The sequence below is a fragment of the Natronolimnobius baerhuensis genome, from assembly GCF_002177135.1.
In the GTDB taxonomy this organism is placed as follows: domain Archaea; phylum Halobacteriota; class Halobacteria; order Halobacteriales; family Natrialbaceae; genus Natronolimnobius; species Natronolimnobius baerhuensis.
In genome coordinates this window covers 138,500-151,039 of sequence record NZ_MWPH01000003.1, presented here as the reverse complement: position 1 = coordinate 151,039, position 12,540 = coordinate 138,500, and the positions used below count along the sequence as shown (strand labels likewise).

Here is a 12,540-nt window from a genome sequence, read left to right as displayed (position 1 = left end):
TTCTGTGGCATCAATTCACACGAGTTGAGAACTCCATGCGAAACGAGGGGGTTCCGTTGCTGGTGTCTCTCTGGTGCTCGAGTGGGTTCGGCCGTAAGGGGTAACCTGGCCCATCCCTCAAACCCGGAGCGCTGTGTCAGCCACCCGTCAGACACGGACCACATAGAGCGTGTCAGACAGCCCCGTGTCCCGTGGTCTCCATGCGAAACGAAGGGGTTGTCAATCATCGCCTCGAGAATATTCAACTATCGAATATATCGAGAGCGTTCCGTTGGTGACACTTATTCCGCCTGAGCACGTACACGAACTATGAACTGGCAGGCGGACTGGGGGCTTCGGTTCCGAATGTTTCTGACGATGTTTCTGCTGTTTGCACTGTACATCGTCTTTGCAGGCGTGCTCACACTATATCTCACAGACGGTGCAGGGAGTCTCTTCATCTTCGCTGCGTTGTTCGGCAGCATGTCTCTCGTGCAGTACTACTACAGCGACACACTCGCGCTGCGCAGCATGGGCGCACAGAAGGTCTCAGCCGACGAGTACCCGCAACTCCACGGCTCGGTCGAACGCCTCTCACAGCAAGCCGATGTGCCGAAACCCCAAGTTGCAGTTATCGACTCGAACGTTCCAAACGCCTTCGCGACCGGGCGCAATCAGAAAAACGCCGTCGTCGCGGTGACGACCGGGTTGATGGACACCCTCGAGCGAGACGAACTCGATGGCGTCATCGCCCACGAACTCGCCCACGTCAAGAACCGCGACATGATGGTAATGACTATTGCGTCGTTCCTCTCGACAATCGCGTTCATGATCGTTCGTTGGGGCGCGTTCTTCGGTGGCGGCGGCAATCGCGGCGGCAAGGGCGGCGGTGGCATCGTCGTTGCAATCCTCGTCTCGCTGGTCGTCTGGATTATCAGCTACCTGCTGATCAGAGCGCTCTCACGCTATCGCGAGTATGCCGCCGACCGCGGTGCCGCAGCGATCACGGGAAACCCCGGTGCGCTCGCCTCCGCGCTCATGAAAATCTCCGGGAAAATGGATCAGGTGCCAAAAGACGACATGCGCGAGGAAGCCGAGATGAACGCCTTCTTCATCATCCCAATCAAGTCCGGCGTCGTCGGGCAACTGTTCAGCACCCACCCCTCGACCGAAAACCGAGTCGAGCAACTGCGCGACCTCGAGAAACAGATGGCGACGATCTAGACCCGCCCACGCGCTTCGAAGCGCTTTTGGCCTGTCCGACGAAATCCTTGCAGTAATGCTCGACCGAGAGCAACTCATCGAAATCGTCGTCTCCGTCAGTGCCGTCCTCGCAATGCTCGGCACGATGATCTGGATCGGCACAACCTATGGCGACGAAAGCGGTGTCCTCCAGTCTGACGGCGGCGAACTCCTCGTCTACACCATCATCGGATTTATCATCCTCATGACCGTCATTGGCATCTTGCTCGCGTTCGTCCTGAACGATCCGAGTGACGAGATTGAAGACGATAGTGACGACCTCGAGGCACAGAACGCGTACTAACCAATCTTGTTGTTTCACTGCCAGTAACCGCGCCTCGCTCTTTTTTACCATCGCTACTCGAGAGGGACTATGTCACCTCCGGCGTCCGATACTGACCCTCCCGGTGAGACTCGCGATGCGGTGAGTTCTGATTCCGACGCTGACAGCACAGCCAGCACCTCGCCACGGCGCTCGCGGTTCCGTCGCGTCGGACTCGCCGCTGTCGCCGTCTTGCTCGTCACCTCGGTGCTCATGCGCTCGTCGGTCATCGACAGCGGGTCACTGAGCGACCCCGCGTCGGTCCTGCTCGCTGGCACTGCCGTACTCGTCTTGCTTGCAGTCCTCTGGTCGTCCCGCTCGAGCAGCGACGAGACTCCGGATCAGGATCAGGACCGCGACCGCGATGGCGACGATGGTGGCGACTCGAGCGTCTGGAACGCCATTCCGTCCTGGCAGTACGGTGGTCGTCACGTCGAATCGGGTGGCCTCGCTCGCGGCGAGCAAGAGCAGGCACTGCAAGAGATTCAAGAACAGGCCGACGAACTCGAGGAGTCGCATCAAGAGTAATCGAATCGGTTCAAAATAGACTCACTCGCTGCTGGCCGACGCCGTCTCCTCCTCGCCGTCATCGTCATTCCCGCGCCAGTCCTCGAGTTCGTCGTCATCGGCGTCGTCGATCCGTTCTTCGTAGTAGGCCATCGGATGCGGGATTTGCTCACAGAGGTCGTCTTTGTTCACGCAGTCGCCGTACGATTGCATCGTGGCACACGAGGGCGGGGAGTACTCCGTTGGCGACGTTTCGCCGCCGATGTGGTCGGTCTGGTAGCGCGTCATCTCCTCGCCGAACGAGGAGTTCACCCGGTAGAGGTCGACGATATCGTCGGTCGACATGCCGATGCTCGTCAGGAAGGCGGTAATCGCAAATCGCGAGTGATGGGGCAGGTGCTCGCCTTTCTGAATCTGGTCCAGCAGCGCCTTCATACACGGCGGGAACAGGTCGGGGACGACCGTGTCGATCTCGCGCGTCAGATCGAGATCGGCGAGTACGTCCCGGATCTCTTCGGCGTCGGCCTCGAGACTGGCGGCGATTGTCTCGGGAACGTCGAAGGGAAGCCCCTCATCAATGCGACTGCGGATCGCTTCCCGCAGGAGCGTTAGCAGATCGGCTTCGGACACTGGGACCGCACCCCGATTGAGGGGCTGATTCACGAGTCGCCAGCGGTCGTCGTACAGGTCCTCGGCGAGCAACAGGTACTGCCCCACGTCGATCCGATAGGTGGTGTCGTCGCTCTCTATAGGGGTGACGTCCTCGACTGCGTCCTCGAGGTCGAACTCGGCGAGTAGTTCGTCGAGGTCGAGGCCGGTGGTCTCGACGCTTTTGAGTTCGGTCGTATCCTCGAGGTCGGTGGTAAAGCGTTCGTAGGCGGTCGCGGATTCGGCGCGGGCGTACTTGCGCACGAGGACGCGTTCGTCGACCATCGAGACCAGCACGCGAGCGACGGGATAGGAGAGGAGTTCGATCCGGGGGTCGCGGTGAGCGTCGCCGACGGTGCCGTCGTCGAGCGCGGCGATCACGCGCTGGCGCGCTCGGTCGACGACTGCGCGGTCCTGTTCGACGACGGTGGCCAGGTCGACCGTCTCCGTCGCCACAGTGTCGCGGGCAGCCTCGAGAAACGGGTACCGAGCGTGCAGTCGCTGCATCGGTGAAACGATGTGACTCCGATGGGATAAACACCCTGATTGTCCAGTTCACGTTTTAGTATGGGTCGTGACCACCGTTCCACTCGGTACCCAATCACTTTCCTCGAGGGTCGATTACAAGGGGATACGACACATCGACTCGAGTATGCCACGGGCGACGCGGGACGGCGTGTCTCTGTCCTACGACCACGAGCGTGCAGACAGCGACGGATCGAGCGAGACAATCGTCTTCCTGCAGGGGCTGGGATTCGGCCGCTGGCTGTGGCGCTGGCAGCGCCAGGCACTCAGCGACGAGTACGACATCATCGCACCAGATACGCGCGGGACGGGCCGGTCTGACGCGGGGCTTCCACCACTCGTTTCCCGACTCCCACGCCGCCTTCGGAACCCCCTCATTTCTCGAGTCGCGGGCTACTCGCTCGCCGGGTTAGCGGCCGATCTCGACGCTATCCTGCAGGATGCCGGCGTCCGACACGCCCACCTCGTCGGGGCCGACCTCGGCGGCCTGATCGCCCAGGAGTACGCCCTCGAGTATACGCGTGCGGCGTCGCTGACGCTCATCGGCTCGACACACGGCGGGCCGGACGCTGCGCCGATGCCTGAGGAAACCCGCGAGCAACTGTTCGGCGCGCCCTCGGGCTCAGATCGTGAGACGCTTCGCAATCGAATGCGCCCGGCCTTCTCCGAGCGGTTTACGAACCGGAATCCGCATCTGATGGATCGCATTATCGAATGGCGGCGCGAACAGGATGCGACCGGCGCGGCGCGGACGGCACAGGCAGCCGCCCTGACAGGCGGTTCCGTCAGCGACCGACTGCCACAGCTCACCGTTCCAACACTTGTTATCCACGGTACTGACGACCGCGTGAGTCCGGCAACGAACGCTCGCCTGCTCGCAGAACGTATTCCCAACACACAACTGGAACTGCTCGAGGGTGGGTCTCACTGTGTCTTCATCGAGAACGACGACCACGTCGCGACGCTCATCCGAACAGCACTCGAGGAGGGACTCGAGGCGGCCACTGCTGTCGATGACATGGCTTCGCCCCGACGCACATAGATCAGCAGTGTAGCAGTCAGTTCGCTTCCGTGCGCTCGCAAACGTGAATCTCGCCGTCAGTTCGGACGCCAATATCGTGTCCTTCGTAGACGAACCACAGTTCGTGAGTGCCTTCGCTGCCAACTCGGTGAGCGTGAGAAACGAGTGCATTGAGTGCGTCAGGGTCGATTGCATCATAGAGTGGCTCGAGACGCGTTGGCTCTGTCTCACAGACTGTGGCAACGCTCGAGATGACGGCGTCGCTTACACGTTCGGGTCCGGTGGGGTCGACCGTCGTAATATACGTGCCATCGTGGCCGTCACTCGAATCCGTCGTGTCGTCGGTGGAGGACATACCCACACATACCGTGAGGAGGGTGGTAGGTGCAATCCTTACTATGTAGTATTTTTAAATATATTCTCGCAGAGTATGCGCGACGTTCGCCTCGTTACGACGGTGACTCCTGGAGCCGATCAGCCGCCTGCGTCAGGTCGAACAGCCCGGCCAACAGGTTTCGATGGCCACGTTTGAGTCGCCCCGCAAGTGACTGGCGCGTGATCTCGAGTTCGCTCGCGAGTTCGTCGAGTGTTGCCCGCCGTGGCTCATCGAAGTAGCCCCGCCGATACGCCAACTCGAGCGCTTCGAACTGTGCGGGAGTGAGGCCATCGGTTCGGTCGGTTGGCTGGAGTGGCTGGACGCGAGCGACCTCGATCTCGATGCCACGGTCCTGACAGCGCCTGCGGAACTCACTGAGTGCGCCGTGGCTGCTAACCCGGAGCCGAAACAGCCACTGATCTCGCTTGCCAGTTGCGGACAGAAGCGTCACGCTCGAGTCGACGATGGCCTCGAGAATGCCATCAATGTCAGGGTTCCAGGCGGTGCGATACAGGATGCCATCGGTGCCAAGATCGTCAATTTGCGTAAATCCGGCCGTCTCAGGCGCTGCCTTGAGTGCAGCCTCTGCCTCGGAGCTACTGGCCCCGCGGATCCAGACGTACGGAAACAGTGACTCGGTCGTCGGCACGAGGCGCTCGAGTTCGACCGACACGCCCGGAATGGTTCCAAACAGCGTTCCAAAGGGAAATTGCTCCGTGGAGACAGAAAACTCGACGAGGGTCGCCATTAGGATTCGATGACGAGATCGACCGAAATAAAGGCGGGGATCCGTCACTTCGTACGACACTCGAGTGGCTGAGAGCGTCTGGATTGGCGCTTGGAGAATTTCCAACTGGCCTCTAAAGAAAACAGCGAGAGTTCCACGGGTCACCCGACCCGTGGTCGTTTATGCGGTAGCTTCAGTCGCTCTGGATCCGCGGCGCGAGCATGTAGGTGACCTGTCCTTTCCCTTCACTGAAGCCGAAGTAGATTTTGACGGGGAACTCCTCGCCGAGTGCGAGCGTCACTTCGGTGTCAGAGGGAATCGCCTTGTTCATGTCCTTGAGATAGTCAAGCGAGAACAGCGAGTGGGCAGGCCCAAGCTGCAGGTCGATCAGATCCTCTTGTGTGAGTTCGAGGTGGACATCGTCGGTGTCGCCCTCTGCATCGACATAGAAGTACTCCTCGCCTTCCTCGACGCCCAGTGCGATGTGGTCCGAAACCATATCGGCTGCCGTCACGGAGCGGTTGACGTCTTTGCCCTCGAGGATGACCTCGGCGGGCAGGTCCAGATCCGGAATGTCGGGTTCCTGGCGGATCGAATCGGGGTCGATCAGCGCGAGGGTGTACTCGAGCCCGTCGATCTGGATGTGGAGTTTGCGTGTCTCTTCGTCGAGTTCGAGTTGGATGAGCTGGCCGGATTCGGCCATCCCTGCGATGTCCTCGAGTCGCGAAAGGTCGACGCCGATCAGTCCGCCGTCGGCTTCGTACGATTCGAACGCAGCCGCGTCGAGCGAGAGATCGACCATCCCAACGTTGGCGGGATCGACGGCCCGAATTTCGAGTCCGTCTTCCTCGAGGTGGATCTTACACTCGTCGACCAGCACGCTGATCGAATCGAGCGCGCTGGTGAGCGTTTCTGCGCTCACGATGGCCTTGAACATATGCGTCGGGCTACGAACGGTCGACATAAAAAGCCACCCTTTACGCGCGGGCAACGGGCGACCGTCGCCCGGATGGACCGGCCTCGAGTTACGGTGGGTACGCCGCTCGTTCGAGCCAGATTCGAACGGTCGTCCCGCGGGGCTGGTTGTCCTTGATCTCGAGGTGGCCGCCGTAGCGCTCGACGAACGTTCGGACGAGATACAGTCCGAGGCCGGTTCCGCCGTTCTGACCGGACTTGCCGGGATCGGTGACGGTGCGACGTTCTGCTGCCGGAATCCCAGGGCCGGTATCGCTCACCTCGAGACAGACCATGGCGTCGCTCGAGTCGGCGGAGTCCTCAGGGTCGGGTTCGTCCCCCTGTACGGTCACTGTGAGTTCGGGCGACCCCGTATCATCGTGGACGACAGCGTTCGTCAGCACGTTTCGAACGACGACGTTGAGAAATCGGTCGGCACGAACTCGCGTCGCATTTTCCGCTTCGAGAGCCACGCTGATGCCGTCGTGGCGCTCCTCGAGCCGTTCGATTTCCTCCTCGAGAACGTCCCGGAGGTCGATTGACTTGAGGGGAGCCGTGGACTCCTCAAGTGCCTGGACCATCGCACCGACGGATTCAGTTAGTTCGACGATGTGGTCGCCGGCCTCGGCGATTCGCGAGATGATTCGCTCTTCGGCGGGTCCGTCGGGGTCGAGTTCGCCCGCCCAGCCGAGGACGACGGCAGCGTCGTCTCTGATTTCGTGGCGGACAAGCCAGTTCAACACCGCGAGTTCCCGGCGCTTTTGCTCGAGTTCGAGCGTTTGGCGCTTGCGCTCGATGGCGTACGTGACTGTCCGGGTCAACACCCGCGGTGTGACGTGATCTTTGACGAGAAAGTCCTGTGCGCCTCGCTCGACGGCCTCGAGTCCAAGCGAGCCGTCATCGATCCCCGTTAGGACGACTACAGCAACGTCCGCCTCCGCCTCGAGGACGGCCTCGAGCGTCGCAAACGCCACAGAATCGGATAAGTTCAGATCGAGGAGGACGACGTCTATCGACCCGGAATCCGCCCGAAGCGTGGAGAGTGCAGCCTCAAGCGTTTCGACGTGTTCGACGGCGACCGACGGGGTGTACATCGCGGTGAATGAATCGGCTTGCAGTTGCTGGAGCATCGTTCGATACAGCTGTGCATCGGCGTCGTCGTCTTCGACGAGCAGGACCCGCTGTGTCGCCTGGCGATCCGCGACCATACGCTGCTAACGTGTTATAGCCCCTAATCTTCGGGGGTCATACGGTTCTCACTTCAGTAGTGGCGTTGCGGACGGGCGGCTGTCACAGCCAGGAATCGACACGCACTGACCAGCCGCCGGCGAAACTCCCTGAACCGCATCGGTTTGACGACGTACAGATTCGCTCCCGCGGCGTATGCCTGCTTGACATCCGTTTCCGAGTCAGAGCCGCTGAAGACGACGATAGGGAGCGCCGTCCGCGAGAACGTTGCTCTGGCTCGGTGCACGACGGTGATTCCCGAGCCATCACCGAGGTTAATATCGACAAGGAGCACGCTCGGCCGGTCACGCTCACCGGCTTCAATCACCTCGAGTATTTCGAGTGCAGTTTCGACGTTGTGGGCTCGCTCGAGGGTGTCCACACACCCGGTCTGGGTGGCAACGAGTTCGATCATCGCCGCATCGTCGTCACTGTCTTCGACGTAAACGACGTTGGAGAGCGTTTCTGGAAACGCGCTGTCTGTCGCTGTGTTTGGATTACTCCCTCGCATTCGAGTCACCTGGAGAGTCCGGTTCGGTCTCGCCGGCACTGGTTGCGATCCCCGCTGCAAGATATCGCCGCCACGGCTGGCGTTTCTCGAGATCAGCCGCCCGTTCCTCTTCGATGGCCTCGAGTTCTGTGCGTGCCTGTTCGTAGGCATCGGTCCCGGTGACGCTCGATCCGAGATGGTGTTCGACGAACTCGAGGCGGTGTCGTCGTGCGTCGACTGCCCGCCCAATTGGTGACTGGTCAGTGAGTGCACGTACGTCCTCGATTGCAGCGCGGAGTTCGTCTTTGCGCACTGGCTTTCGAAGCAGGCGGTCAGCGGGCAACGAGACGTCAGTGGGCGAAACCTGTGCTGCCGTGAGAAACGCAAGTGGTGTCGTCTGGCCGCTCTCTCTGATGGCTGTCGCGACTTCCTCACCAGTCAGTTCTGGCATGTTCCGGTCGAGTATCGCAACCGCAATCGAGTCATCGAGCAGCGTGAGTGCTTCGCGGCCGTTGTTCGCCGTCACCACGTCGTAGTCAGCCGAAAGCCACAGCGTGTACATCTCGAGCAGTCGGTGATCGTCGTCGGCCAGCAACACGCGTGGGAACCCCTCCCCCTCGACGTATCGCTCGTCCCACTCGGCCATCGACTCGAGGATCGCGTACAGGTCGTGGCCGGCAGCGGTGAGTTCGTACTCAACCCGGCGCGGGTTCTCGCGGACAACGTCGCGCGTAATGACGTCGTGTTCGAGCAAGTCATCGAGATTGGCTGCGAGAACCTTACTCGAGACGCCCTCGAGTTCGCGCTGGAGATCGCCAAAACCCAGTCTCGAGGTGGTTGCGAGCGCGTGGATGACGCGCGGTTTCCACTTGGTGCCGAGAAGCGACCGCGCGACTGATTCCGCTGGGTCGGTGTCGGTCATGAGTCTGTCTGTGCGTCATCTACAGCACGTGACCGACGGTAATAAGTGCTGGATCGAACTGTTTTGGACGGACTACGGTGCGTCATTTCTGGAGGGATTGTGAGCCGTCTTGCGGTCGTTTCGACGAATCGGTACAGCAATCGTCTCACTCGCGATGGGGATCATGACTCGGCTGCCGGCAACCAGAGGTTCACCGCCGTTCCACTGCCGGGTTCTGACTCAATTGTTATTGCGCCGCCGTGATGTTCGACGATACGCTGACACAGCGGCAGGCCCATGCCTGTGCCGTCGTCGTCTCGTCGGCCATGGCGCTCGAACACGTCGAACGCTCGAGCGACGGCACTCGCGTCCATTCCAGTGCCGTTGTCTTCGACGCGGAGGTGATAGCAGTCGGTTGCAACATTCGTCCCAGTCTCGCTCGCGACGGTGTCGGGCGATTGTGCCACCTCATCGACGAGCGCGACGTGGACCTGTGGCTGGTCCGCATCGCTGTACTTCAACCCGTTATCGAGCAGGTTCTGAAACAGTTGGACCAACAGCCTGCTGTCGCCCTGAACGGTCGGCAGCGAGTCTCGAGTCACCGTTCCGTCGGTTTCGTTCACCCGAACGGAGAGGTTGAGAATTGCCCGATCGACAACCGTCTCGAGTGCGACGGAGTCCGTCCACTCTGCGATAGCTTCGACCCGTGAGTACTCCAACAGGCCGTCGATCATCGAGCGCAGGCGAGTGGTTCCCGCGACTGCCTGCTCGAGGAGGTTGCATCCCGCTTCGTCGAGCGTCTCTCCGGGTTCGTAGAGTTCTTCGAACAGCGTGAGGTAGTTTGCCGTCGAGCGCAGCGGCTCTTTCATGTCGTGTGAGGCAGCGTAGGCGAACTCCTCGAGTTTCTGGTTCGAGCGCTCGAGGTCTGCTCGCGCGCTCCGCAGGAGCTGTTCGTGTTCGGCTCGATCCAGCGCTGCTTCGACGGTCGCTGCGAGGACCTCGAGGAGGTTCCGGTCGGTTTCGGAGAACGCCGAGCGGTCGCTCGAGCCGGCAACGAGTAAGCCGTGGGTGCCAAGCGGGAGCAGGAGTTGCGAGCGAATTTCCGGCTCGTCGGTTGCTGTGCGCAACACGGTGTCGCTGTCATCACAGACGAATCGCTTGCCGGAGTTGAACGCGTTCCAGACGAGTGTCTCGCCTCGACTTTCGTCGCCCGCACCGTTCCTGTCGGTTCGTTCGAACGTCGGCAACTCGTTAATTCCCATCTGCTCGTCCGCAGCTACCGCTTGCGGAACGAGTGCCTCCCGTCTGTCGTCGTACGCCCAGATGGCTGTCTCGGGAATCTCGAGGACATCGTCTGCACTCTCGGTGGCGACGGCGGCGATTTCGGCCGGTGTCTCGGTGGCCATCAGTTCCCGCGCGGTCTCGTTGAGTTCCCGGAGCCGTCGTTCGAACTTCTGCCCGGTGAGTTCGTAGCCGAGCCACTGCACGAGCAGTTCGACGAACGCGCGCTCGCTGGGGCCAAACTCACGTGTTCGCGGTGACTCGTCGGCGAAACAGAGCGTCCCGTATCGCTCGCCGTCGACGATCACTGTCGAGCCGAGATAGCAGTCGAATGGCCGTTGCTCGGCACTCGTCACACTCCCCTCGTCACGTCGAATATCCTCGATTGCGACGACACTCTCCTGTCCGTGGGGCTGTCGGCGACATGGCCTGCCTGCCGGTGCCGGTCCGCCAACCCGAAGCGACGGATGTGTCCCCTCGGCATCGACAAGCGTCCACTCGTCGCCCTCGAGTCGGTTCAAAAACCCGTATGGGAGGTCGAGATAGTCACAGCCAAGTGCCAGTAATCGCGAGCGTTTCTCCCCGACGGACCGATCCGTATCCGAGGCGATTTTGACCAGCCGACGGAGTGAGTCTTCGCTCGCCCGGAGTTCGTCCTCGAGTCGCCGGCGCTCGGTAATGTCGGTCGTCACGCTCGCGAGGTGGGCAACGTTCCCGTTGTCCATGACTGCATGTGAGCGGATCAACAGCCATCGGCGGCCACGGTCGGGATGGTCGAGCCGAAACTCGAGTTTCTGTGTGCCATCGAGCGTCGCTGGCTCTTGGGTCTCGAACCAGTGTTCCACGCGGTCGCGGTCGTCGGGATGGACGGACTCGAGCCACACTAACGGATCGTCGCGGAGGGCGTCCTCGGAGACGCCATACACGTCGGCCGCTGCCGGGTTCTGATACAGCATTTCCGAGTAGTCCGGGCGGATCAACGTGAACCCGTATCTGACTGCGCCAGCGAACCGTTCGAACCGATTCTTGAGTTGCTCGAGTTCGAGTTCGCGCGCTTTGCGCTCGTGGATGTCCTGAACGATCCCGCGTGCGCCGATAAACGATTCCTCGTCGTCGTATCGCGGATCTGCCCGGGTTCGAACCCAGCGAACGTCGTCGTCGGTCGTGATGATCCGTAACTCGAGGTCAAACGGCGTCCCGTTGGCCATGAGCGTCTCGAACGCTGCTTCGATTGTCGGCCGATCCTCGGGATGATACAGCGAAATCGTGTCTGTGATACTTGGTTCGTACGCGAGTGGGTAGCCGGTTATCCGTGCCACTTCGTCTTCCCAGCGCAGCGTCTCCGCGTTGTGATCGACCTCCCAAGCCCCAATTGAGGCGCTCTCTTGTACCTTCTCGAGGAAATCCCGGTTTCGCTCGAGTTCGATTTCGCGTTCGCGGCGCTCGGTGACGTCGTTTGCAACGCCAAGGACTGCACGGCGGCCGTCATCGAGGGTGTCGTAGGGAACTTTCGTCGTATCGAAGACGCGTCGTTTTCCCGCCGCATCCGTGACGCGTTCGCCCGTGATCTCGATTGGCTTGTTTGCCTCGATGACCGACATATCGTGTTCTTGAACTCGAGTCACTTCGGTTCGTGAGGCAAGGACTTCGTCGTCCGTGGACCCTTCAATGTCCTCGACAGTCGTTCCGAACATCTCTGCGAGCGCCTCGTTTGCGACCAGGTATTGCCCTGTCTCGTCCTTGACGAACACGGGCTGGGGAAATAGATCGATAATCCAGCGGAGTTGGTCGTAGCTCTCCGGTTCGTGGCGTCTCCCCGGTTGCCCAACGCCGTCGTCCTCGCTCGCGGTAACTGAGTCACTCGAGCGTGCGACGAGTCCGGCGACCCGTTCGTTCAGCGGCTCGAGTGCAGCTATCGCCCCGGCCGACAGCCGCTCCGGTGCGAGCAACACGAGTACGCCGACGCCGGGCAACTCGAGGATGTAGTACTGCGTGTCCTCAACGGTGTCGACGAGGGGGAGGGTCGCTCGGAAGCGCTCATCGTCCTCGCGATTCGTTGGCAACCGAGCGATGACGGCTTGAAAGGCGTCGTGATCAGGTGCCGACGCCGGGACTGCGGCTCGTCGACGGTAGTTTACGGCTCCGTTTGAGGCGGCTGTCCGCGTGTAGATGGCAACGACGTCACACTCGAGGTGGTCGTGGTACGCAGCTAGGATACCGGCAGTGGTCGCAGACTGGGTGGCCACAGCCCCGACCGAGAGTGCGAGTTCGGAGAGTGGCTGTGTCAGGGTCGAACTCATTGGACTCACTACGACAGCGAGCGCAATACCAATGTCGGGG

General features: G+C 61.1%; 12 protein-coding genes. 4 read left to right on the top strand and 8 right to left on the bottom strand.

Annotated features, from left to right (window positions below; all coding sequences use genetic code 11):
• Positions 1–309: 309 nt before the first annotated feature.
• From htpX to B2G88_RS13285, 3 genes are all read left to right on the top strand, one after another.
• Positions 310–1,203: a zinc metalloprotease HtpX gene (htpX, locus tag B2G88_RS13295; protein WP_054863608.1), complete on the top strand. Its 894-nt coding sequence runs from the start codon at positions 310–312 to the stop codon at positions 1,201–1,203.
• Positions 1,204–1,258: 55 nt separating this feature from the next.
• Positions 1,259–1,525: a DUF7472 family protein gene (locus B2G88_RS13290; protein ID WP_054863607.1), complete on the top strand. Its 267-nt coding sequence runs from the start codon at positions 1,259–1,261 to the stop codon at positions 1,523–1,525.
• 69 nt (positions 1,526–1,594) lie between these two features.
• The gene (locus B2G88_RS13285; RefSeq protein ID WP_245835395.1) at positions 1,595–2,071 is read left to right on the top strand and encodes a hypothetical protein; all 477 of its coding nucleotides are present in this window, start codon (positions 1,595–1,597) and stop codon (positions 2,069–2,071) included.
• A gap of 21 nt (positions 2,072–2,092) precedes the next feature.
• Here the strand turns inward: B2G88_RS13285 and priL are convergent, their stop codons facing one another.
• Entirely contained in the window at positions 2,093–3,205 is a 1,113-nt protein-coding gene (priL, locus tag B2G88_RS13280; protein WP_087715040.1) for a DNA primase regulatory subunit PriL, read from the bottom strand.
• A 145-nt stretch (positions 3,206–3,350) separates the two neighbouring features.
• On the opposite strand from priL, the gene B2G88_RS13275 reads away from it, so the two are divergent.
• On the top strand, positions 3,351–4,265 hold the full coding sequence (locus B2G88_RS13275; protein ID WP_054863606.1) for an alpha/beta fold hydrolase: 915 nt from the start codon (positions 3,351–3,353) through the stop codon (positions 4,263–4,265).
• 16 nt (positions 4,266–4,281) lie between these two features.
• Here the strand turns inward: B2G88_RS13275 and B2G88_RS13270 are convergent, their stop codons facing one another.
• The 7 genes from B2G88_RS13270 to B2G88_RS13240 all read right to left on the bottom strand — a co-directional run bounded on the left by B2G88_RS13270 (position 4,282) and on the right by B2G88_RS13240 (position 12,500).
• Complete coding sequence (locus B2G88_RS13270) at positions 4,282–4,599, bottom strand: HalOD1 output domain-containing protein (RefSeq protein ID WP_087715039.1); 318 nt, start codon at positions 4,597–4,599, stop codon at positions 4,282–4,284.
• Between the two features lie 94 nt (positions 4,600–4,693).
• Positions 4,694–5,368, bottom strand: coding sequence for a helix-turn-helix domain-containing protein (locus tag B2G88_RS13265; protein WP_054863605.1), 675 nt, complete (start codon positions 5,366–5,368; stop codon positions 4,694–4,696).
• Positions 5,369–5,540: 172 nt separating this feature from the next.
• The gene (locus B2G88_RS13260; RefSeq protein WP_054863604.1) at positions 5,541–6,284 is read right to left on the bottom strand and encodes a DNA polymerase sliding clamp; all 744 of its coding nucleotides are present in this window, start codon (positions 6,282–6,284) and stop codon (positions 5,541–5,543) included.
• Between the two features lie 88 nt (positions 6,285–6,372).
• Complete coding sequence (locus B2G88_RS13255) at positions 6,373–7,509, bottom strand: hybrid sensor histidine kinase/response regulator (protein ID WP_054863603.1); 1,137 nt, start codon at positions 7,507–7,509, stop codon at positions 6,373–6,375.
• A 53-nt stretch (positions 7,510–7,562) separates the two neighbouring features.
• The gene (locus tag B2G88_RS13250; RefSeq protein WP_176393241.1) at positions 7,563–8,039 is read right to left on the bottom strand and encodes a response regulator; all 477 of its coding nucleotides are present in this window, start codon (positions 8,037–8,039) and stop codon (positions 7,563–7,565) included.
• Positions 8,026–8,940: a winged helix-turn-helix transcriptional regulator gene (locus tag B2G88_RS13245; RefSeq protein ID WP_087715037.1), complete on the bottom strand. Its 915-nt coding sequence runs from the start codon at positions 8,938–8,940 to the stop codon at positions 8,026–8,028. The genes B2G88_RS13250 and B2G88_RS13245 overlap by 14 nt, the downstream gene beginning before the upstream one ends.
• Positions 8,941–9,101: 161 nt before the next feature.
• Positions 9,102–12,500, bottom strand: a complete 3,399-nt coding sequence (locus B2G88_RS13240; protein WP_087715036.1) for a PAS domain S-box protein — start codon at positions 12,498–12,500, stop codon at positions 9,102–9,104.
• Between the last annotated feature and the right edge of the window lie 40 nt (positions 12,501–12,540).